The following is a 21,921-nucleotide window of genomic DNA, read 5'->3' as shown; positions in this document are numbered from 1 at the left end:
GATAGCGCTAATAACAAGGAACATAACATCGATAAGGTCGTGTTTTTGGTTGATGTCCGAGCGAGTATCTTCTACAACAGATAAGTGTTCAATAAGGTTCAAAATGACTGTGCTGCTGAGGGTTTGGCACAATTAGATCATATTTGTTAACAAAGTGCGATCCCGCCCTGATACTAACTCACCCGAGCGGAAAAACGTGATATTTGAGGCCTACTTTTTAACCCAATACGAACTGAGCTTCGCCTTACTTCGACACCTCTCCTTCCCTTTTTCACCACTTTCGCAGATACTCTTGCGCGTTATTGTTTAGTTGGAAAGCCTTATGTCTCAAGCCAATTCCGTTGTCGTGCTCGACTTTGAAACCACTGGTCTCTCTCCGAACTTGGGGGATCGCGCGATAGAAATTGGTGCGGTAAAACTGGTGAATGGCGAGGTAGTGGAGACGTTCCAGCAGTTGATGAACCCTGGCTTTCGGGTCAGTTCATTTATTGAAAGCTACACCGGCATCACCAATAACATGCTGCGCAGCGCGCCCAGTTGCGATGAGGTGATGGCATCGTTTAGCGAGTTTATTGCGGGTGAAAACCTGATTGCGCACAACGCCTCGTTCGATAAACGCTTTCTGGATGCAGAGCTTGAGCGAATCAACTGCGACTATTCAGGCGAGTTTGCCTGTTCACTGTTGGTGGCAAGACGGCTGATTCAAGACGCGCCGTCACACAAGCTTGGTGAGTTGGTTCGCTATAAAAATATCGACAACGACGGCGTATTTCACCGAGCGTTGGCCGATGCTCAAATGACAGCCAAATTGTGGCTTCTGATGGTGGAAGAGTTAGATAACTCGGGCATCGCCAATCCAAGCTTTCAGTTTATGCAAACCGTGAGTAAAACCACCAAAGGCAAAGTGGCTCAGCTACTGGCAAAAAGCCGTAGGTAACGAACTGCCTTTCGACAGTTGCCTCTCTTGATAGCACCGTATTTATGCAGGTGTTAGAGACCAAGAAACCTTGCGCAAGCCGCTGTCACTGCGTTCATTCCCTTAACCAAACAACTTGGCATTGCAACGAACGAAGGTCGCCTACACTTCTGTCGCTTCAATTAGGAACGAATATTTCATTTCAACCATTTTTTGAGATAGTAATTTACCTAAAAACGCGCATAATCTTGCTATCGACACTCAAAGAAGAAATGACCTATGACTGATTTTCAATACTACTTTCATCAACTTCCATGCTTTGACTGCAAAAAGACCACGGTAAGTACGGATCTGGGTTGGTTAACGGCAGCAATGAAAGAGGATGTGCTTGCCCAAGTGGCTGAAATCATCGCGCAAGATAACGTTGAGCCCGATCTTGCGGTGAACGTAACGTGCACAAAAGAAGAAGCACGTGACTACTTGCTGCTGAACTTCTACGGCTATTCAGAAGAAGAACTGGCTGACCAAGTGGAAGCAGAAGATGAGCAAGAAGTCGCGGATGAAATCGCCGAGTTACTCGCCGAGGGTAATGAAGTGATGGTTTTCGAACACGAAATCGCGCTGCAAAGCTGCACCGAGTGTGACATTGAGGAATAATCAAACTCACTGAGCATGACTAATAATCATGCGCAATTGTGGTGGAAGGCGTTAGCAACCTTGGGGTGCTAACGCCTTTGTTGTTATTGGTGACCGGATTTTTAAGATTTGTCGTTACCTGAGAAAGAGTGTTGGGTGAAATCAAGTTGTCCACTGCTGGCTGACGGTGGCTCATCATTGGCAACGGTATCTGCCAGCAAGCTTTCTTCTAGGTCGTCTTCAAACGCCAACGTTTCTGTCGGGCTGTCTAAGCTGGCTTCTAACGGTGGAAAATAACTCGTGCGCTTATACACTTTGTTCAGCGCTTTGATGATCGCGTGCTTGCCGACTTTGCCTGTTTCAAGTTTTTTCATTAATGGTTTGGCCACCGCTTGTAGCCCAACCACAATATCAACACCGATTTTCGATGCCACTTGGTCGCGCATCACGCGAGCTTTTTCATAGCCAAAATGTGACGCAAGAAAAAACCAAACGTAAGAGAGGGCATTCCCTGTTTTTCCTCTGTCTCGCCATGCCTCACCCGCATGAAACATCGCTTCCGCGCTACCTCTTTCCGCAGCTCGTTCTAACCAATATGTTCCTTTGGCGTGATCGGTGCTCGTTCCCAGCCCCGAGAGATAACTCAATCCAAGTTGAATTTGCCCATCGACACTGCCCTTGTTCGCCGCTCGATAGTACCACTGGTAAGCATTACCATTGGACTTCTCTGGGTTCTCGGCTGACTGGCTCCACTCTCCCATAAACAACATAGCGTCGAGGTTGCCTTGAACCGCGGCTTCTTCGACTAAGCGATAGCCCTTGGGCAGATTTTTCTCAACCCCGCGTCCATGCACCAGCGCTTTTCCTGCCTCAAACTTCGCATCGAGGTTACCTTCCAATCCAGCGATCGCCATGCGCCAAAAATTGGCTTGCTCTTTGAGGATCAAGTCTTCACGCATACGCTCACTCATGCGAACAATGCCGTACATCGAGTTCACGTTATCTAAACGTGCTCCCTTGTTATACCAATAAAGCGCTTCCTTTAAGTTCGTTCGCTCTGCTTCCTTGGCTAAATACAAGATTGTCGGAACATGGCCACCTTCGGCTTTGAATAGTCGTTCCTGTCTCTCTTGTTCTCGCGCTTTTTCGATTGCTTTTCGGTTGGCAATTTCTCTCGCTTTTCGCTCTTGCTCGATGCGCTGTTTCCTTAACGACAAGGAAAACATCCATACGAACACCAACAATAGCGAAAGGCTGGTTGCACCGATGGCAATGGCCATCATACTCATAATGTCATTTCTTTATTGATCAGCTCACTCTGAGCCTAATTAAAACACGCTTCTTACCGAGGTTAACGGCATATTTGTTAAAATCTTGAGCTAAGGTTACTTAAGTATACACATTGCCACAGATAAACCGCTTTTAACCCTCTCTACGCCCCCAAAGAGGAGGAGTTCAAGCGGTGTCATATCCGTTAATTTGCCCCAATAATAATGACCCTACAAACATGGGATAAATGTGAAATGAAAAAACAAAAATTCACCGTTTACCAAGTCTTTACTCGTCTATTTGGCAACAAAATTCAGCACAGCCGACCTTGGGGAAGCAAAGAAGAAAATGGCGTTGGCAAATTCAGTGATTTTACTGACCTCGCACTCAAAGAAATTCGTCAACTGGGTATTAGCCACATTTGGTACACGGGCGTGCCGCACCATGCGTTGGTGGCGGATTATCAACACTATGGCATTGGCCACGATCACCCTGCCGTCGTGAAAGGGCGTGCCGGCTCGCCCTATGCCGTCAAAGATTACTACTCGGTGAATCCCGATTTGGCCGACAATCCGGCAGAACGATTGTCAGAATTTGCCGCGTTAATTGAGCGTACCCATCGCCACGGCATGAAAGTGATCATCGATATCGTACCCAACCACGTTGCGCGCAAGTATCACGGATTAAATAACCCTGAAGGGGTGCGCGACTTTGGTGCTGACGACGACACCTCCATCGAATATCACCGAGACAACAACTTTTACTATATTCCAGGGCAAGCCTTTCAACTGCCTGACTTTCCAGCGCCCTTTACTCCACTCGGCGGTGAGGCGCACCCACAATTGCAGTGGCCTTACGAAGAATTCCCTGCCAAATGGACGGGCAACGGCTCGCGCTTAGCCAAACCTCAGTTTGATGATTGGTATGAAACGGTCAAAGTCAATTACGGCGTGCGACCCGATGGCAGCAAAGACTTTGCCGAATTGCCCGCGGATTTCGCGCAGAAAACCGCAGCAGAGCATTTTGCCTTTTGGCAGCAGCAAGACGTACCTGACTCGTGGAAGAAATTTCGCGATATCGCTCTGTATTGGCTCGAATTCGGCGTCGATGGTTTCCGTTACGACATGGCAGAGATGGTTCCTGTCGAGTTTTGGAGCTATCTCAACTCACACATCAAAATGCGCAATCCTGATGCGTTTTTGATGGCCGAAGTGTATCAGCCTCATCTATACCGCGATTACATCCACTTGGGCAAAATGGATTATCTGTACGACAAAGTGGATTTGTACGACGGACTCAAAGCGGTGATGCAAAACCGCGCTTCCACCGCCATCATCGGTGAGATCCAAGCGCAAATGATGGACATTGAGCACCACATGCTGCATTTCCTCGATAATCATGACGAGCAGCGCCTCGCCTCACCTCAGTTTGCTGGGGATGCGGAGTTTGGTCGCCCTGCAATGTTGGTCTCGGCTTTACTCAGTAGCTCACCCACCATGATTTATTTTGCTCAGGAAGTGGGCGAAGCAGGAGCGGAGTTGGGCGGTTTTGGTCTGCCCAGCCGCACGTCGATTTTTGATTATGTGGGCGTGCCCGAACATCAAAAATGGATGAATGAAGGCCAGTTTGATGGCGGCCAACTGAGTGAAAAACAACGCGCACTGCGGGCGTTCTATGCACGTTTACTCAACTTCACCTTGACCCACTCAGCAATGAGCGGTGAGTATTACGATTTGTACCCCACCAACCAACAAGCATTGAGCCACTTCTGCCATCTTTTTGCTCGCTACGACCAACAACAATTGGTGCTGGCAGGCAGCAATTTCTCGGCCCACCATGAGAATGTCTGCCAAGTGGTGCTGCCTGAGGCGTTGATCGCGCAACTTGGGCTGGCGGACGGGCAATATACCTTAGTGGATAAACTCAGTGACCAATCCAGTCATCATGCCAATGAAACCCTGCAACTGAACGTCAATCACGGTCAAGGTCGAGCTTGGCTCACCCTGCCGCCTTTTGCCGCCAGCGCATGGGTACTTGAGCGATAACTGGCTCAAACTCGACCATAAAAAAAGCACTGGTGATGCCAGTGCTTTTCAATCAGTCTCGGTTACTTTTTCTTGTTAACGGCGTTAACGAACACCGCTTGCGCCCCTTCAATATTGAGCGCCTTGGCTTCATCCAGTAGGCTCAACGCTTTAGGGATGTCGCCTGCCTCAACCGCTTGTTCAATTGACTGGAAATAGTAGGCCTGAGTGTCTGGCTGAACTTGCGTTTTCGCTGCATCGGTTGATGTCGTGGTTGGACGCTCTTCCCGACGGAGCTGCGACAAAAATGACGGGCCAGAGATATCCAGCTCAATGGTTCCCGTTAGCGCATGTGGAATGGGAATGTCTTTCGCTTCAGGAAGATAATTCCCCCTCGCCTCAGCATCAATTCGGGCGGGATGCGCAACATAAGTGACGCCTTGGCGATCTTGTTCTGTGGTGTAAATCAACAGATTGAGCGATTTGTAGCCTTGTGGGGGATAGAAATCCAGTTCCGCCACTAATCGGTTGCCAAGTTGTAACCGTGGCTTGCGATACTCAAACACCGTACTGTCATAAGATTCGATCAGCTGACCCGCTGAATCCACAATCATCAGATGCGGAAAGAAAACCGAATCACCAATTTCACTGGTAATGGTTAACGTCATCTGGCCACGATCCGCTGGGATCTCAAACAATGCAACAGGGCTTGCAATCACCGATGTGCGCAAGAACTGCGTTTGATCACTTAAAACCACTTTGGTTGTGCTCGGCAATTTCACTTTCATTGCTTGCAACTGAGCAATTTGCTGAACTTCTTGCCCCGAGCTCGCGTTAACTTGTTCAACCACCGCCGCACTTTGGCAGCCAGCTAAGGCAATACATCCGCCGAGTAATAAAGCTCGAAACACCATAGGAACACCTCTTGATTATTTTTTTAAAGGCTCTTATCAAACCGAAGGGATAGGAGCCTTGAAAAAAATAGCCGATCAACATCGGCTATTCAGATTATGTGTCACGTATTTCGTGTAAGGGGCTTGATTACCACCAAGCTTCGACTTGAACGCCCACTACGAAATCAGAGTCACCTTTGCTACCGAACGTTGTGCCTTCGTGATCCGTTAAGTATGAACCGTATACACGCAGTTCAGGACGAGACCAGAAGCTGTTACCCATAGCCCATGCTTGAGCAACCGTCAGCTTGCTGTAGGCGAAATCCGCACCCTTATCATCTTCACCGCCGTTGTAACCCGCTTCAAATACAGTGCGCATTGTATCATTCCACTTGTACATTGGGCGTGCTACCGCAGAGAATTGACTTATATCCGCTTTTGAAGCACCAATGTCACTGCCCGCTAGGTAAGCCAACTGATGGCCCATTTCCCATGCGTCACTCAAGTTAACCACACCCCAGTTCAACACACGGAAACCCATCGCATCGTTATTGTCTGCAGAACCACGACCGTAGTAAGTACCTGCGCCCCAGAAGTTAGCCACTTGAGCACCGTAACCTGCTGTGCCTGCTTGGAAAATCGTTTGGTTGAAGCCGTTGCTTAGGCCTTTGTGGATAATCGCCGTTGCCATTAAACCATCATCTGCTTGCTCAGTTTTACCATCTTTCTCCGTTGCAAAGTTATACGCCAATGCAAATTCAAGAGACGCGTTTTCACCAAAGCTAATGTTAGCTAGGCGTGCATCCAGAATGTAACCAGAAGATGCAGCGTGATCACCATCTTGCACAAGCGCCACTGATAGCTTTTGATCGCCCACAGATAGGTTTTCGATACCACCACCAGTACCTGATGTGTTCAAGTAGTAGAAATCCGTAATGTGAATGTCTTTACGTTGGTAGTAGCGTTTACCCGCCCACAATACCGCTTCTTTGTCAGAAGCCAATAGGCCCTTAGCCTGTACGTTGAACTGAGCAACGTTAAAGTCGCCGTCTTCCCAGCCGTTTGCGCCATTGTTGCCTTGTGCAATCATTGACTCAACTTTCCAAGTTTGCTCACCGCTTTTCAGTTCTTCTGAAAAGCCAAACTCATAGTAGTTGTCGTTTTCGTTACCTAGACGGCCAACACCCGATTTTTGAAAAGCAACATCCGCAGTACCGTTACCACTAATACCAGTACCAGCACGCATGTAACCATTGAAATCCACAGCAAACGCACTACCCGCTGCTAACGTAGAAGCCACTGCGGCAGCGATTAAACTTACTTTTTTCATTCTTAACTCCATTAAGGACTATTCTTATGTATCTCTCCATGAAGTCACTCACCAGGCAGTAGAGTTTGTGTGTTCAAGAAGAGAGGTAAGACGGGACTAGGTCCCCAGTTGTTTCAACATTGGCTATGCTATGAAAGGCGGAGATGAAAAACGTCCTCCACCCCGAAAAAAAACAGGGGGGATGAGAAAGGATGAGATCATTTACAGAACAATATTTTATCGATACTGATCACTGATTTAGGGTGGAGTTGGTAAGTTTATTAGTTGTTGATGGGCTACAAAGTGAGGGCTATTTCATATTTTCACCCAAGATGAACAATAGAAAGAAAGTTTATTACATTAAGAATAATCACTGAGGGCGCTTGACCTCAGTAAGACAAAGTTTTTTACTAGTGGTTCCGAAAGATGGAAACTGAACTAAGAAAAATAACTATGACAACATCGCTCGCTCGTCCCTATCCCTTAGGAGCAACGTTACACGAGGCAGGTTGTAACTTTGCCATTCATTCACCGGATTGTGCGTCTATTCGTCTGGCTTTGTTTGACGACAACAACGAATTTAAAACTTTTGAGCTCAGCGAAGAGTACGCTGGCATCCGCTATGCCTTTATCGACAACGTCCAACATGGGCAAAGATACGGTTACATTGTCGATAGTGACGATGGCCCGCTGCTTCTCTCCGACCCTTATGCTAAAGCTCTTGATGGCCCACTTCACTACCAAACACCCTACAGTGCAGAGAAAAGCTTCGCCATGCCCAAATGTGTGGTGTATCAAGATGATTTTGATTGGCAAGACGTGGAGCCCCCACGAATTTCCCGTGAAGAGATGGTGCTGTTTGAGACCCACGTAAAAGGGCTAAGTCAGCTTCATCCGGAAGTGGCACCTGCGGCACAAGGCCGCTACCTGGGTTTAGTCAGTAAGGCCATGCTGGCATTCTACAAACAACAAAACATCAACACGCTGCAACTGCTGCCGATTGCGGCCTGCATGCATGAACCTCACTTGCTCGATATGGGTAAGGTCAACTATTGGGGCTACAACCCCTATTTGTTTATGGTCCCTGACCCTCGCTACGCTGACAAAGATGCCGTGTTGGAACTGAAAACTGCCATTCGAGAACTGCATCGCCACGGTATCCAAGTGATTTTGGATGTGGTCTACAACCACACGGCGGAAGGGGGCGCGGGCCCAACCGTATTCAACCTCAAAGCGCTCGATTCGCGCTGCTACTTCAAACATGGCAGCCATTTCGCCAATTTCACTGGTTGTGGTAATACCGTCGATCTCACCTATCAGCCAGCGCTAAATTTGGTGATGGACACACTGCGTTATTGGGTCAGCGAATTCAAAGTCGATGGTTTCCGTTTTGATTTAGCGGCAACCTTGGGCCGCCAAGGGGATGACTACAGCCGAGATGCGGCCTTTTTCAAAGCCGTCGCGCAAGATCCTGTCCTCAAAGAAACCAAACTGATCGCTGAACCCTGGGATATTGGGCCCAATGGCTATCAAGTGGGCAATTTCCCATTTGGTTGGAACGAGTGTAACGACAAGCTGCGTGACATCACCCGCAGCTTTTGGCGTGGTGACCAAGGCTATTTGAAAGAGTTTGCCACCCGTTTGATGGGGTCACGCGATATCTACAGTGCGGCCAACTGGCCTTACAAGCTGACGGTCAATTACATCACCTATCATGATGGCTTTACCATGCAGGATTTGGTGTCGTACAAGCACAAACACAACGAAGATAACGGCGAACAGAATCGCGACGGCCATGGTGACAATCGTTCAGAAAACTACGGGGCAGAAGGGCCAACAGAAAATCTGATGATCATCGCCACGCGTGAAAAGCAGAAACGCAACTTTATGGCGAGCTTGTTGTTTGCTTTTGGTATCCCGCATATTTTGACTGCCGATGTGCTGTCGCACAGCCAAAAAGGCAACAACAACGCCTATTGCCAAGATAGCGACATCAGCTGGTTAAACTGGGAGCACTCTGAGCGCAAGAACGATTTTCGTCACTGGTTGGCGCAAATGGTGGAAAATCGCCAACGTTATATGGTGCCGTTTATTCGCGCCTTCAGTGGCCCAAGCCGCAACCTCAATCGCATCTATTGGCGTCGGGTTGACGGTGTTCATATGGAGCACGATGATTGGAACCGTTTGAGCGCGGTTTCTCTGCATATTGGCATTGGTGAAAAAGGCGCTGAGTTGGTCTATTTAATCAACCAAACCAGTGCACCAGCGCGCTTTACGCTGCCTAATGACAACCAACAAGAGTGGACCTACATTTGTGACACCAACGTGCGCAATGTCTCGCCAGATAGCGCCAAAGGAGAAGTACTGCTCTCACCCGTCTCGATGGCGATTTTGCATTACCAGCCGCAGGAAAGCGCGTTAGCCAAGCCCAAAGTGTAGCGGTTTGTTTTTCCACCCAAATCTCATCAAAAGACCAGCAAGTTGCTGGTCTTTTCATCACTCAGACCCTCTACCAAGTAATACGCATTGAAGTGCACATCAGAACTCTCTAATATTGCGATCCATATAACACTTTTAATAACGTCACTGGCAAAATGGAATTACCGAAAATACTGATGCGGCTTTTACGCCCCTATCTTGCTTTACTAACGATCATCATGATCTATCTGGCTTATCACCAATTCAAACAATCCGAATCCCAGGTTTATCAGCAGTCCCAATCCAATATTATTACCGCGAGCAGTTTGGTCCATGCACAAATCGAAGCGGTGTACAGCAAGTTCTACTTGTTGGAAAAATCGTTACTGTCGTCCAACTTAAACCCCAACAATGAAGACAGCGAAAAGATCACGCAGCATATCCTTTCTCATTCCAGCAACTACTCTAACATTCTGTTTTGGCGAAGAAATCACTCCACACTGGTTGACTTGTCGGGAAAACAGCAAACCATCAACCCTTATAAACTCTACTGGCATCCTCTCAAAACCGTTCGCGACAAGTTTGAAATCTCTTCCATCTATCAGAACAATAAAAACCGCTGGGTGTTCGCCGTTCGACACGCCAACCCGGCTCTGGATGGGCAACTCTGGATTGAGTTTGATTTATTGTTTACCACGCAATATTTAAAAGGACTGAAAACCCTTGAAAATGGGTATGTCTTTGTGGTCGAGAAGGCGACAGGCAAACTCGTTTTCCATCCTGATCCCAACCGGATCGGCACACACTCCTTTAGCTTTAACAGTGGTATCGCTCAACAGATCGCACAAGGCATACAATCTGGTAAACACGAATATTACTATCGCGACAACTTTAAGCTGACGGTGTTTGAGGCAGATAACGATCTTGATTGGATTTTTGTGGCGGGCACTGACAGAAGCGATATCCTTTCAAGCAGCAATCAGTTCAGCCTTACAGCGCTTGTCATCGCCTCGCTGATTGGCTTTACCATCGTGATTCACTACTTGGCATATCAGTTGGTTGAAGAGCTGTCGCGTCTTGGTCAGGCCAAAACAGTGGTCGAGTTCAAACAGCAACTCAAACACCTGTTCGATCGCTTCTGCCCGCACTCCGGTGTGCAGTTTTGCCTGTACGACAATGCAAACCACCTCTTTAGTACCTTGGATTATCACGGCAACAAAAAGCCATTATTGCATGACGTTTCGCTGGCCAGTCAGTTTACGTCGTTGAGCCACCATCGCCACAGTGATGCTCTAACACTCAAACTGAAAGTGCATGGCCACCATTACCGAATGCCACTCTTCGATGGCACCTCACTGCTGGCAGTGGTCTACATTCGACAACGCTTCCCAATGCAAAAAGCCATTATGATCTTGGTTCAGAACTACGCACAAACTGCACTGGCCAATTTGCTGCTCCATCAGCAGTTACGTCACCAAGATCCGATGACACAACTGGAGAACAAAGCCAGCCTGGCAAATGCAATGCAACGTGAGTTAGAGCAAGAGAATATCTACTTCGCCATGCTTAATATCGACAATTTTAAACGCATCAACGATTCGTTTGGTCACCCTGTCGGGGACATAGTGATCCGCAAAACTGCGCAGCTACTGCGCGATAGCTTTCAAAAGCCACATGGCTTATGCATCGCGCGTTACGACAGCGAAGAATTTGCCGTGTTATTTCGAGCCTGTGATGAAACAGAAGCCAAAGCACAGCTGGATACGCTACGGCAAGCCATCAGCCATACGCGCTTATTGGAAGCTGGGTTACCCGTTGCCTATTCCATTAGCGTTGGCATGACCAAACTCGAACAGAGCTACCACGCCACCATAGAGGCCGCGGAACTGGCGCTGCAACGAGCAAAGAATCTTGGTAAAAACAGAGTGGTGACTCAAGAAGCACTCGTGGCGAACATCACGAGATAGCGTAATCAGCTCACAAAAAACAGAAAGCGCGATTTTCTGAATCAAGTTCGATTCGGAAATCGCGCACTTTTTAAATCTAATTAACTGAATAGAAACAAAACAAATCAAACCTCACTGAAAAGCTCAATCATTTACCAAATAGCTCACGAGTCACTTAAACTATTAGACTATTTTTTCATCAAAACCCGTTTTTTATAACTAGAAAAATGACGTTAAAAATAGCCCCTCTCTCTCCTTTTACTGCTCATTTTCCGGCCAGCCCTTACATACTCGGATGCGACTAACGTCTACCGACTTCTCTTTTTTTCTGCATCTTAATTACACAATAAGAAATAAAACACATAAGAAACAAGATACTTATCACATTAAAAGTAACGTGATATCGCTTCAAACTTCTATTTCTCTCCTAGAATTAAGTGGCGGGAAAGCGACTAAAGTGCAACTTAAAGGGTAAAAATGACTAAATTAGTAGGGCAACATCTTGAAGAAATGGCAGACATTCGATCAACAAGAAAGAAAAAAATTGTTGGTCTGTATTCTGTTGCCGCTTCTATGATGTTTTTCTACTGCGCAATAACCCAATTTACACACTCAGATTTTGCTTTAGCGGCGTTAAACGGTTTGGCGGCCATGATTTGTCTTGGCAATTTCTTGTACATCAAGTCAGTAGAAAAACCACACTACGCCGATTTGGTCCTGAGTTGTTTGATGCTCTTGGATGCACTGCTGTTGTTTTTGTATGGCGATGCTACCGCCGACAAAATGCTGGTCCTTTTTCCTCTGTTAGCCATCGTCATTTTAATCAACAGCTTCAATATTGGTTTAATGCTGAGTGGCTCTTTCTGTTTTATCATCGCCTATTCGCTGTTCTTTGCCAAAACGGTCGTGCTAACAGGTTTACTAGATGCGACCCAATTTTTCATCGCTCTCGTTGCTACCTGCATTGTGTGTCACACATCCACTTTCTACTACAGCAAAGTGGTTCGCTATGTTCAAAGCCTATACCAAGAAGGGATTGAAGATCTTGCCTACCTCGATCAACTCACTGGTTTGGCGAACCGTTGGAGTTTTGAAAACTGGGCGAAAGATAAACTGCGGGAAATAGATGCCACACCAAGTACATGCATCACCGCCTTGGTTTTTCTCGATATCGACAACTTTAAACACATCAACGATGCCTATGGCCACGATGTGGGTGATCGCGTCTTGCAACACTTTGCCCACCGTTTGAAGAACAACGTTCGTAACAAAAATCGCAGAACAGACAAGCACGATTATTCGATTGCACGTTTTGCCGGAGATGAGTTTGTACTGATGCTTTATGATGTGAAAACCAAGCAAGACCTCGACAGAATTCTGCAACGGATTGTCGGCTTGTTTACCACCGGTTACTTAGCGCATGAAAGAATCAATGAGTTGACACTTAGTGTCGGTGCGGCGATTTACCAACAAGACGCTTTTGAGCTTTCTGAGTTAACACGTTGTGCAGACAAAGCGATGTATTCCGCCAAGCATTCAGGCAAAAACCAATATGCCTATTACGAAAACTGCGCACCGCCCCTATCACAAACACAAAAAAAAATGATGAACAGTGAACCTTTTCCGCCAACGGATAACGTGTCGCTCTTTGTAAAAAAAGTGAACTCATCGTCAGAATAGGCGGCAGAATCGTTAGCCAGACATATACATCAGCCAAAGACAAACCAGCAAAAACGTACACAACCAGATGGCATAGCGAGTTCGATTCGGTTTGTCTGGGCGTACTTTGACCACCGGTTTTAAAGCAGCACGTTTCGCAGCTTCAATGATGGTCGGTTCTTCTTCCAATCGTTCCCTGCGCGCTTGAGCCTGATTCGCCACCGAGGTGAAGCGATGGCGCTGTTCAGCTGTTAAATCGGGCGCTTCGTATCTTGGCGGGCGATCGCCATGTTTAGCTTGAACAGACAAAGGGCACCTCCTACCTATCTCTTCTAAAGTATAGACAAATTTGACATCGACAATCCGTATAGAGTCGCACAATCAAAATTTTCGAATAAGCTGATCACGTTTTCCCTCTGCTCAAATCGCCGCTTGCCACTAAACTATCACTAGAAACATTGAAACATGCCATGCCAAAGGAGCAAGTGATGGTCAAACTAAGAACGGTGAAGCAAATTCGCGAATCTATTGCAACTAAAGACGGTGATGGTGTCAACATTACCCGTTTAGCCGGTTTTGAATGCCCTGATTTTTCGCCCTTCCTGATGATAGATGAACTGAAGTCACAAGACTCTGCCGACTATGTTGGTGGGTTTCCACCACATCCACATCGCGGTATTGAAACCTTAACCTATATGCTCAATGGCCACTTTCAACATAAGGATCACATGGGAAATGTCGGTGAGCTAAGAAGTGGTGGCGCACAGTGGATGGCCGCTGGTAAAGGGATCATTCACAGTGAAATGCCCATCATGACGGAAGGGCAGTTGCATGGTTTTCAGATCTGGATCAATCAACCCGCCGCGAAAAAGCTGACTCCCGCGCGTTACCACGATTTTCAACCAGAAAGCATTACTGAGCACCATCGCGAAAAAGACACCTTACGCGTGATCGCTGGCGATATAGAGGTCGATGGCAATAAACTGACGGGCCCGTTATTGGAAACGGGTGTACCCGTGACCGTTGCCGATTGGCAAGTCGCTGCGCCCACCACATTGGCCGCCAAGCTCCCCTCTCGCTTTCAGTGTATGCTGCTGGTGTATCAAGGCTCCGTCACGATTGATGGACGAAAATTGACTCAGGGGCATTTGGGGCTGCTCAGCGAGGGAGATGCGATCAAGATTAAGGCCGAACAACCTTCTGGCGTACTCATTTTTGCTGGAGAGCCAATTCACGAAGCCATCGTGCACTATGGACCTTTTGTGATGAACAGCATCGATGAAATTAACCAAGCGATTGATGACTATAATACTGGTCGATTCACTGACTAATATATTTTATATCTATCACAGCATTCATTGGCTGGTTATTTTTAGTTCAACTCCATTTGTTAAATTACATTTAGTTACTAAAAACCAGCCAAACCGAAAAACAAACGCACCATTCCACTCAATAACACGGTGTATACCATGTTACAGGCTTGGCATGAGCAAAATCCGGATACCGAATTGGTGTTTGAGCGAAATGGCAAACCGCTCGACTCTTATCAATACCAGTGGGAGTCGTTGCTCAAAGAGGCGGGAATCGAGAATTTCCGTTTTCACGACTTGCGCCACCACTTCGCCAGTAAGTTGGTGATGAAAGAAGCGGATTTGAACGTGGTTCGTGAATTGTTGGGCCATGCGGATTTAAAAATGACGCTGCGCTATGCGCATCTGGCTCCTGAGCATAAGGCAAGTGCAGTGAATCTCATCGGCTGATAGGGCGAACGATTTATAATCCAGTTCACAAAACAGATTATGAATCTTTCTAAATCGTTTTGAAGCGCATTCACGCAATCGATAGAGTATTTAGAATGGATTCAGAATCCGATTCTAAATGTTGATCTTTCTGTGAGCCGATAACAAGGAACCCGTGTGATGATACAAGGACAGCGAGGGAACGAAGTGCAAAGACGATTTATCCGTTTAGACGAGATTGAACAAAAAACAACAATGACGAAAGGGGATGTGTTAGCAGCAGTGGAAGAGAAGCGCCTTTCATTGTGCGCATACGTTGATCTAAACGAGTTAGGTTCGCTCGTGATGAGAGATAAGAAGATGGTCATTCGTTCAGTGTTTAACTATCAGGGGTTAACTCGATTGACGCCAGATCTCTCTCACCAATTTGCTGTACTGATGCAACCACAGCAAGTCAAACTACTTCATATCCTAGAGCATCAAAACATCACGGCGTGGCGCTCTATCTCCGAGGTTTATCACAACATAAAGCAGTGTGACTACGCTTATTCAGAAAAGGCCCCGAATCAGCCTGATGTTGCTTTTTGGGCCTTTGCTGCGATTAGAGTCAAACCAACAGCCGCCAACTCACTCTCTCCTTTGTTGAGCGTTCTAGAAAATGCGTGCGGGAAAGCGTTGAACAAAGAGACGGTTGGTTTCGATGTCGGCCCTGAAATGAGGCAAGCTCAAAGACTGAGTGTTGAGCATGTTATGGTGGCCCCTGAGCAGCTTCGGGTGGATCTCAAGGAAATAATAGACGTGTTTGGTGAGGCGAAAATACGGCGTGCATTGCCAGAAGCCGAAGTCCGTGATTCGGTCAGTGTCGATATACTGCTTTCACATCCGATTGAAAAAGTGGTGTGCCGAATTTTGCAGGTGTATGGCACAGAGCTCAAAGCGCCGAACGTGTGGGATGTGATGAGAGAAGATGCGCGTAACGAACTATCCCGCCAGTTTGATATCGATGGTTATATTGAAGAGATAAACAACGAGCGGCTTATCTGGATGGATGATAGCGGTCGGGAAAGCCAAGTGACGTATGCGTCTTTTCGTCAAAAGTACTTGGTTAAAGTGAAGAAGCATCTAAAAGAGTGCGTGGTAACTGGTTAGGCTAACCGTAAGGTGCACACATCATTTCGGTTAGCTTTTCGGTTGGTCAGCGCATTGACTTCCGGTTGGTCAGTACACAATTTTATTGGATAGTTGAAAGCGTTAAAACCAACGGTTTTCAATGCCAATTAAACCAAATAAATCCGCTAGAAAAGCGCTGAAATTCAGCGCTTCATTTTTGGGTTGGGTTAGAAACGAAAAGCCAATTAAATCAAAGTTGATGATCGGTTAACTAGCGCATTGACGGATGAAATGAAAGGCGTGCTTTTAAGCGCTTGGAGATGGAAGTAATAGCTATCCGGTTAAAATGACACCTTTTCAACCGAGCGATGCGCTAGATTTTCGGTTGATTAACGAATGACTTCAAAAATAGAACCCGACAGAAGCGCATAGTTAGTACGAAAAAAGGGGGAGCAATAGTCGCTACCCACTTGAAAATAGCCTTAATTTGATGCGCATCACAAAATTAAACATCAAACGTCAACCAAACCGTCAACCAAAACGTCAACTCGCGAATTTCGAGCATTATGTTTGAGTCTCCATCAACACAAGGAGATACTCAAATGACAAAAATGACCGTTGAGAAACGTGCGTATACAGAGCAAGAAACTGCCGCTTACATTGGCATGAGCCGTTCTTTCTTACGTCAGGCCCGTATGGAAGGGCAGCGTAAAAACCGCACCCTCGCGCCACCCTTCATTAAAATTGGTCGTGCGGTTCGCTACCTCAAAGAAGACCTAGACGCTTGGCTTGATAGCCAAACCAAACTGAACCACCTTTCTCAAGGAGGGTGGCTGCATGGTTAACTTAACACCAGAACAAATCACGCTGCTGAAATGGATGAGAACGGGGCGCACCTTTAAGGTGTGCTCGGATTACTGCTCCCATAGTGGCGATGTGCAACCGAAATCCCGTTTGCCGATACAGGTGCATCACAAAGCCATTCACAAACTGATGAGAGAGGGGCTTATCCGCTATACCTCCCAACAGTTCTTCGGTTTGCGCTGGGATGTCTTCTCTATCACCGAAAAGGGGAAGGGCATTCTATGAGCACACTCGACCTTTCTTGCATTGACCGTGACGACAGAGCCTTTGTACAGCAAAGGCTTTTGCCATTTCCAGACGTTATTCAGCGTTTACTGCTTAAAGAGTACCTGAGCTATCCAACCAAGTTTGAGCGCAATACCTACCTTAGAACCACGGTCGATTCGATTGCGTTCAAATTGTCGCTGCCAATTGACAAGATAACGCTCAATATCAGTGAAGAAGACTTGCGCGCAAAAGCCAAAACGCACGCTGCGGAAGTGCTGGAGCGCCGCCGCCGTTTTCGCAATGACGAGCGCGCCTTAAGCGTGCTGCGTGAGTTTGTCGCCCAAAAAGGGTTAACACCCTATGACGGGCAATATTCACTTAGGGGTGAAGTGGCTCGATACAGTGACCGCAAATGGTGGCTGCGTGGATTGCGCAAGGCGTTACGTCGTAACACTGAGTTGGTTTTGCATCACCTTAACCAAGTGAACAAACACAAAAGCCTCTATTGCTCCGCGCCCACACTGATAGCAAGGTGTCAGCAGAAAGCCTATCAAAAGGCGTATTTAGAAAACACCATCGCCACCAATGAGCTAGGGCAGTCCTTCTCTTTACTGGAACTGTCACAAAAAGGCGTTTCCGACCCAACCATTCGCAAAGGTGAGCTGATGGTCAGAGCCAGAGGCTTTGAAGACCTAGCCAAAGAGCTTGGTCATGTAGCAACCTTTCTAACTATTACTTGTCCGTCAAAGTACCATCGCAGTTACTCCACATCGGGACAGGTGAACCCTAAATGGGCAGGGTATACCCCGCTGGACGGGCAAACCTACCTTAATGATATTTGGAAACTGATGCGCTCAACGCTCAACCGTTTGGGCGTGCGTTTCTACGGTTTTCGTGTAGCAGAGCCGCAACATGACGGCACACCGCACTGGCATTTGCTGCTGTTTGTCGAGCCCAAACACTATGACCTGATGGTGCAAACCATGCGTGATTACGCCATGCGCGAAGAGGGAGAGGAAAAGGGCGCAACGGAGCATCGTTTTACCGAAGTCAAAATCGACCCCGCCAAAGGCAGCGCAACCGGATACATTGCCAAATACATCTCGAAAAACATTGACGGCAGCGACCTAGATTGTGGGGTTTATGGGGAAGACCCGAAAGACGCCGCCGCAAGAGTAGACGCTTGGGCCTCCTGTTGGGGTATTCGCCAGTTTCAACAGCTCGGTGGCTGCTCTGTGACAGTTTGGCGAGAGCTGCGCCGCCTCAAAGAAATGCAAGATTTGCCAACAGTGGCAAAAGAGATTGTCGAAGCGGCAGACAAAGGCGACTGGAAGCGATTCACACAACGCATGGGCGGTGTGTTCAGCACACGCAAAGCGCAAGTGTTTAAACCGCACTATGCGTTTTCTATCGACACTGAGACAGGTGTTATCAAAACCACGCTGTACTGTGCCAACGAGCTGGTTAGAGCGTTGAAAGGGGTCGCCATTGAAGGGCGTGAAATCATCACCCGTCTGTTTAAGTGGCGCATCGAATCTAATATGCGTCACGCTTTTTAACTTGGAGTTCTGTGAATAACTGTATTTTTACAGTAAGCCTTAGTTCACCGAGATGTATGAGCACTTTTTATCTTTCTAACAGACAAGCCGCAGTATTTATAAGGGATAGAGTTTCCTCAGTCTGAGAGCGATGCATTGGCACCAAAGCGAATGTTAGTGATATAGTACACATAAATTTGATAATTTTGCATATTGCTATAACACGTTGGTCCGAGAAAAGTATGGCTAGTAACAATCCTAGAGTTGAAGTGAGCGCAGATATTAAACCTTACTTAGATGACATTGCAGAGAAACTTTGGACAAACCATGCCGCTATTATGGTTGGCGCTGGTTTCAGTAAGAATGCAAGTAGCAAATTCCCTAGTTGGAATGAGCTTGGTGATATTTTTTATGAGAAACTGTATGGAGAAAAGCCAGAATCAAACAAGGTTCGTTATTGTAACGTGCTTAAATTAGCTGACAGTGTAGAGGCTGTTTTTGGCCGAAATACATTAAATCATATACTTACTTCAGAGATACCCAATACTCTGGTTGAACCTGTAGAAATACACCATACTTTACTGTCATTGCCGTGGGTTGATGTTTTTACTACTAATTACGATACGTTGCTTGAAAAAGCGACAGAAAATGTTAGCTCTCGACGTTATGATGTTGTAGTAAATTGTAATGAGCTAGTTTATTCTAGTTCTCCTAGAATTATAAAGCTTCATGGTAGTTTTCCCTCAACTATGCCTTTTATAATTACAGAGGAAGACTATAGAAAATATCCATCCCAATTTTCGCCCTTTGTAAATACCGTCCAGCAATCATTGTTGGAGAATACACTATGCCTAGTTGGTTTCTCTGGAGATGATCCGAATTTTTTAAAATGGATTGGCTGGATTAGAGATAACTTAGGTCAGAGTAATTCGCCAAATATTTACCTTGTAGGGTTGTTTGATTTCTCCTGCGCAGATTTGAAGCTGTTAGAAAAGAGAAATATTGTTGTAGTTGATATGAGTTCGTGTCCTGGTGTTGGTAAAGGTCAACATCAAGGGGCATTATCTAGATTCTTTGAATATATAAACTCCAAAAACAATAGTCTTTCTAAGGTTATTAATTGGCCACAGATAGAAAATATCAGTCCAGATTTGCGTGAAGAGAAAGAAACTATCGAAAAACAGATTGAGAAATTTGTTAAAGTTACTAATGCTGTCAAGGATGAATATCCGGGATGGTTGATAGCGCCTCGTGAATCTAGGGTAAGGCTATATAGCTTTATTGAAAAATGGCTAGGTTCTACCAATAAAATTAAAAGTGTGAACCATCTCTTGAAATTACATTTCTTAGATAATTTCATTTGGTGCTTAAATATTTGTCTTATGCCCATATTTAATGATTTTGCAGAAGATTTGTCTGATGCAATTTTTAAACTCGGTGATGATGGGGTTGATATTGATTTTGAGTTATTGGGTAGACTTAAATTAAGCTTGGCCAGATATTACAGAGAGGAATACAAGTGGAATGAGTGGGAGGAATTAATTGATGAAGTTAGTAATGAAAACGATTACTCTCACGAATTTAAAGGCCGATTATACTATGAGGTTTGTCTATCAAAGTTATATCAAGGTAAGTTTGTAGAACTAAGAAATGCTCTAAATGAGTGGGTTGTTTGTGACACATTACCTCAATGGATGATAAAAAAATCATCTTTATACGCAGAGGTTGGAGAGTTAGAGCTAGCGGCAAATATTACTCGCGAAGCTTTAACTGTTATTCGTAAAAAACTCAACTTATCTCCGATTAAGAATGATGTTACTCTTCTATCACTAGAATCATATGCAATGATGTTGCTCGATTATGAGACAAAGTATATATCAGAGTTAGATGGTGATTTAGTTAACTTTAGTGAACGTAGGAATCAATTTAAATTATACCAATGTGATCCTTGGGGGGAGCTTACTTTTTTCTCACAGTCATTGATGTTTAAGTATGAAGGATTTTCACACAAAGAATGCATTCCTCGCTTTGATATAGGTTCATACCAAAATCTTCGAAGTTATAAACGCAACGATTACACTTTAAATGCATTGAACTTTTTACGCTTCTATGAAGAGGCAGGATTGCCACTTACAACTGGAAATATGCAGCTTTCAGGGGATTCATTAAGAAATGGGCTGGTTGCGGTGAGTTATTACTACCCATTTTTGGCCTGTTTCAACAGTATCAGGCTAAGTGGAGATAAAACGATAGATACTCTCTTCGGTCGTAAGGGCTTAACTATTACATCTAACTCCGTATTGGATACGATGGGTAAAACGTATCTAGATATATTGAAAGGATTAGATTTCGATTTAATTGAAAAGAGATCTTTTTCTAAAGGGATAGACCGCCGTTTTGCTGAAATGATACCAGATATATTATCTCGACTAGTGTCCAATGTTAAATTTGATTTGATTTATGATATATATGAATATGTGTGTTCGGTTTTTGGAACGGATTTTTATTTGAATTTTCGGGGGATGAGAGAAATTTTAGAACGTGTCCCCAAAGTGGTGTCTAAAAGTCAGGCTGCCAGATTGATTCCTTTAGCAATAAAATGTAAGTGCCCTACTAAAATTAGGTTTGATGATGAAGGGAAACTTTATTCTTCGATTTGGAATTTTGATTTGAGTGTATTGGATAATTTCACATTAGATAATGATGATTTTAATTATTTTATTGCTCTTATGAAAAGTGATAAGGATCATGAAAAATCATGGGGAGTCCTCACACTTACTAAGTTTTTTAGTTGTAAAATGTTAACTAAAAAACAATCAAAAGAGTTTGGAGAAATACTTTGGGAGAATGTTGAAAATGATAAACTTCCAAAATGGGATTGCCTTCTTTTATCTGCATATATTTCACTCCCACATGAAATCCCTACTGTAGAATTAAAGGATATTGTAAAAAAACATGTTCTTTCAATGAGAATTCCCGTTAAGGGAGATGGAAGAAGTTATTCAAATATCGGAAGGGATATTGTGTTTTTCCAAGAGCTACTTAATTGTCACAATGATATAGACTTATCTATAAGTGATATAGAAATGTTAACCAGTAGGCTTGTTCATTGGTGGGAACTAGATAAGAAAACTCTAAACGATAAAGAGGATGGATTTTTTGGTAGCGTAGCGGATGAGTTTAGAAATAGATTCTCTTGTTTAATAAAAGCTCTTCAACGTATAGTTTTGCCAAGAATAAAAGAGGACGAGTTCGATAAAAATTTATTAAATGATACTTTGAGATTGGTTAGTGAGCTTGAATTAAATGGTTTCTATACAACGTCACTATATATATCTAATAAAAGTATTTTTAATGTTTCTGATGACTTTATATCGAATGAAATAATAGAAA

16 protein-coding genes and 1 pseudogene are annotated in these 21,921 nt (G+C 45.2%); 13 read left to right on the top strand and 4 right to left on the bottom strand.

Annotation, left to right across the window (positions count from 1 at the left end; translation table 11 throughout):
• Nucleotides 1–322: 322 nt before the first annotated feature.
• The gene (locus tag FC652_RS19005) at nucleotides 323–937 is read left to right on the top strand and encodes a PolC-type DNA polymerase III (protein ID WP_176299784.1); all 615 of its coding nucleotides are present in this window, start codon (nucleotides 323–325) and stop codon (nucleotides 935–937) included.
• 258 nt (nucleotides 938–1,195) lie between these two features.
• Entirely contained in the window at nucleotides 1,196–1,573 is a 378-nt protein-coding gene (locus FC652_RS19000) for a hypothetical protein (protein ID WP_176299783.1), read from the top strand.
• A 101-nt stretch (nucleotides 1,574–1,674) separates the two neighbouring features.
• On the opposite strand, the gene FC652_RS18995 is transcribed toward FC652_RS19000, so the two are convergent.
• A complete protein-coding gene (locus tag FC652_RS18995; protein WP_176299782.1) occupies nucleotides 1,675–2,841 on the bottom strand; it encodes a tetratricopeptide repeat protein in 1,167 nt (388 codons plus the stop codon).
• A gap of 234 nt (nucleotides 2,842–3,075) precedes the next feature.
• On the opposite strand from FC652_RS18995, the gene FC652_RS18990 reads away from it, so the two are divergent.
• Nucleotides 3,076–4,866 (top strand): alpha-amylase family protein, encoded by a 1,791-nt coding sequence (locus FC652_RS18990; RefSeq protein ID WP_176299781.1) that lies wholly within the window; start codon nucleotides 3,076–3,078, stop codon nucleotides 4,864–4,866.
• 62 nt (nucleotides 4,867–4,928) lie between these two features.
• On the opposite strand, the gene FC652_RS18985 is transcribed toward FC652_RS18990, so the two are convergent.
• The gene (locus FC652_RS18985; RefSeq protein ID WP_176299780.1) at nucleotides 4,929–5,759 is read right to left on the bottom strand and encodes a MalM family protein; all 831 of its coding nucleotides are present in this window, start codon (nucleotides 5,757–5,759) and stop codon (nucleotides 4,929–4,931) included.
• Between the two features lie 127 nt (nucleotides 5,760–5,886).
• Complete coding sequence (gene lamB, locus FC652_RS18980) at nucleotides 5,887–7,068, bottom strand: maltoporin LamB (protein ID WP_176299779.1); 1,182 nt, start codon at nucleotides 7,066–7,068, stop codon at nucleotides 5,887–5,889.
• 432 nt (nucleotides 7,069–7,500) lie between these two features.
• Between lamB and glgX the strand changes: the two genes are divergently transcribed.
• The 3 genes from glgX (at nucleotide 7,501) to FC652_RS18965 (ending at nucleotide 13,091) form a co-directional block, all read left to right on the top strand.
• A complete protein-coding gene (gene glgX, locus FC652_RS18975) occupies nucleotides 7,501–9,486 on the top strand; it encodes a glycogen debranching protein GlgX (RefSeq protein ID WP_176299778.1) in 1,986 nt (661 codons plus the stop codon).
• Between the two features lie 155 nt (nucleotides 9,487–9,641).
• Nucleotides 9,642–11,432 carry a diguanylate cyclase gene (locus FC652_RS18970; RefSeq protein ID WP_176299777.1) on the top strand — a complete coding sequence of 597 codons (1,791 nt, stop codon included), beginning with the start codon at nucleotides 9,642–9,644 and terminating at the stop codon, nucleotides 11,430–11,432.
• Nucleotides 11,433–11,888: 456 nt separating this feature from the next.
• A complete protein-coding gene (locus FC652_RS18965) occupies nucleotides 11,889–13,091 on the top strand; it encodes a GGDEF domain-containing protein (protein WP_176299776.1) in 1,203 nt (400 codons plus the stop codon).
• 12 nt (nucleotides 13,092–13,103) lie between these two features.
• Here FC652_RS18965 and FC652_RS18960 read toward each other — a convergent pair whose 3' ends face one another.
• On the bottom strand, nucleotides 13,104–13,379 hold the full coding sequence (locus FC652_RS18960; RefSeq protein ID WP_176299775.1) for a hypothetical protein: 276 nt from the start codon (nucleotides 13,377–13,379) through the stop codon (nucleotides 13,104–13,106).
• Between the two features lie 179 nt (nucleotides 13,380–13,558).
• On the opposite strand from FC652_RS18960, the gene FC652_RS18955 reads away from it, so the two are divergent.
• The 7 genes and pseudogenes from FC652_RS18955 to FC652_RS18925 all read left to right on the top strand — a co-directional run.
• Nucleotides 13,559–14,401, top strand: coding sequence for a pirin family protein (locus tag FC652_RS18955; RefSeq protein ID WP_176299774.1), 843 nt, complete (start codon nucleotides 13,559–13,561; stop codon nucleotides 14,399–14,401).
• 102 nt (nucleotides 14,402–14,503) lie between these two features.
• Nucleotides 14,504–14,830: pseudogene (locus tag FC652_RS18950) on the top strand (tyrosine-type recombinase/integrase); the annotation flags it as partial.
• Between the two features lie 159 nt (nucleotides 14,831–14,989).
• Complete coding sequence (locus FC652_RS18945) at nucleotides 14,990–15,958, top strand: hypothetical protein (protein ID WP_176299773.1); 969 nt, start codon at nucleotides 14,990–14,992, stop codon at nucleotides 15,956–15,958.
• A 563-nt stretch (nucleotides 15,959–16,521) separates the two neighbouring features.
• On the top strand, nucleotides 16,522–16,764 hold the full coding sequence (locus tag FC652_RS18940; RefSeq protein WP_065818745.1) for an AlpA family transcriptional regulator: 243 nt from the start codon (nucleotides 16,522–16,524) through the stop codon (nucleotides 16,762–16,764).
• Nucleotides 16,757–17,008, top strand: coding sequence for a hypothetical protein (locus tag FC652_RS18935; RefSeq protein ID WP_176299772.1), 252 nt, complete (start codon nucleotides 16,757–16,759; stop codon nucleotides 17,006–17,008). The genes FC652_RS18940 and FC652_RS18935 overlap by 8 nt, the downstream gene beginning before the upstream one ends.
• Complete coding sequence (locus FC652_RS18930) at nucleotides 17,005–18,549, top strand: replication endonuclease (protein ID WP_176299771.1); 1,545 nt, start codon at nucleotides 17,005–17,007, stop codon at nucleotides 18,547–18,549. Before FC652_RS18935 ends, FC652_RS18930 begins: the two co-directional genes overlap by 4 nt.
• A 221-nt stretch (nucleotides 18,550–18,770) precedes the next feature.
• Nucleotides 18,771–21,921: SIR2 family protein (locus FC652_RS18925; RefSeq protein ID WP_176299770.1), on the top strand; the 3,151-nt coding region annotated here is incomplete at its 3' end.

Origin of the sequence: Vibrio sp. 05-20-BW147 (assembly GCF_013369385.1) — a bacterium.
GTDB lineage: Bacteria > Pseudomonadota > Gammaproteobacteria > Enterobacterales > Vibrionaceae > Vibrio > Vibrio floridensis.
Note: the sequence above shows the minus strand (reverse complement) of the source record. Positions and strands in the feature narration are given on the sequence as shown.

Coding starts and splice junctions, on each gene's coding strand:
- FC652_RS19005 (WP_176299784.1), top strand. CDS start 323: ATGTCTCAAGCCAATTCCGTTGTCGTGCTCGACTTTGAAACCACTGGT.
- FC652_RS19000 (WP_176299783.1), top strand. CDS start 1,196: ATGACTGATTTTCAATACTACTTTCATCAACTTCCATGCTTTGACTGC.
- FC652_RS18995 (WP_176299782.1), bottom strand. CDS start 2,841: ATGAGTATGATGGCCATTGCCATCGGTGCAACCAGCCTTTCGCTATTG.
- FC652_RS18990 (WP_176299781.1), top strand. CDS start 3,076: ATGAAAAAACAAAAATTCACCGTTTACCAAGTCTTTACTCGTCTATTT.
- FC652_RS18985 (WP_176299780.1), bottom strand. CDS start 5,759: ATGGTGTTTCGAGCTTTATTACTCGGCGGATGTATTGCCTTAGCTGGC.
- lamB (WP_176299779.1), bottom strand. CDS start 7,068: ATGAAAAAAGTAAGTTTAATCGCTGCCGCAGTGGCTTCTACGTTAGCA.
- glgX (WP_176299778.1), top strand. CDS start 7,501: ATGACAACATCGCTCGCTCGTCCCTATCCCTTAGGAGCAACGTTACAC.
- FC652_RS18970 (WP_176299777.1), top strand. CDS start 9,642: ATGGAATTACCGAAAATACTGATGCGGCTTTTACGCCCCTATCTTGCT.
- FC652_RS18965 (WP_176299776.1), top strand. CDS start 11,889: ATGACTAAATTAGTAGGGCAACATCTTGAAGAAATGGCAGACATTCGA.
- FC652_RS18955 (WP_176299774.1), top strand. CDS start 13,559: ATGGTCAAACTAAGAACGGTGAAGCAAATTCGCGAATCTATTGCAACT.
- FC652_RS18945 (WP_176299773.1), top strand. CDS start 14,990: ATGATACAAGGACAGCGAGGGAACGAAGTGCAAAGACGATTTATCCGT.
- FC652_RS18940 (WP_065818745.1), top strand. CDS start 16,522: ATGACAAAAATGACCGTTGAGAAACGTGCGTATACAGAGCAAGAAACT.
- FC652_RS18935 (WP_176299772.1), top strand. CDS start 16,757: ATGGTTAACTTAACACCAGAACAAATCACGCTGCTGAAATGGATGAGA.
- FC652_RS18930 (WP_176299771.1), top strand. CDS start 17,005: ATGAGCACACTCGACCTTTCTTGCATTGACCGTGACGACAGAGCCTTT.